Source organism: Coprococcus sp. RTP21204st1_G4_RTP21204_210225 (assembly GCF_040915385.1).
Classification (GTDB): Bacteria; Bacillota; Clostridia; order Lachnospirales; family Lachnospiraceae; genus Allocoprococcus; species Allocoprococcus comes.
In genome coordinates this window covers 1-365 of record NZ_JBCPDP010000069.1, presented here as the reverse complement: position 1 = coordinate 365, position 365 = coordinate 1, and the positions used below count along the sequence as shown (strand labels likewise).

General features: G+C 41.1%; 1 protein-coding gene and 1 pseudogene. Both read left to right on the top strand.

Annotation, left to right across the window (positions count from 1 at the left end; genetic code table 11):
• Positions 1-131, top strand: a 131-nt coding sequence (rpsK, locus tag AB5213_RS17160) for a 30S ribosomal protein S11 (protein WP_368277038.1), incomplete at its 5' end; no start/stop codon positions are given.
• 117 nt (positions 132-248) lie between these two features.
• Positions 249-365: pseudogene (locus tag AB5213_RS17155) on the top strand (30S ribosomal protein S4); the annotation flags it as partial.

The following is a 365-nucleotide window of genomic DNA, read 5'->3' as shown; positions in this document are numbered from 1 at the left end:
AGGGCCCGGGTAACGGACGTGAGTCTGCTATTAGAACTATCCACGGTGCAGGTATCGAGGTTACTGAAATCATTGACGTAACTCCGCTTCCGCACAACGGTTGTCGTCCTCCGAAAAGACGTAGAGTTTAAAATTTACCTTTAATAGAAGTGAGACTTGATTTTGTTATTGGATTGTAAACTTTCTCTCTGCAATCGCGGCTGCAACAAACCCAAGTTCATGAATAAACAATTAAATATTTAAAAGAAATGGCTAGATATACTGGACCAAAATCAAGAATAGCCCGTAAATTCGGTGAAGGTATCTTTGGAGCAGATAAAGTATTGTCAAAGAAGAACTATCCTCCCGGACAGCACGGTAATTCC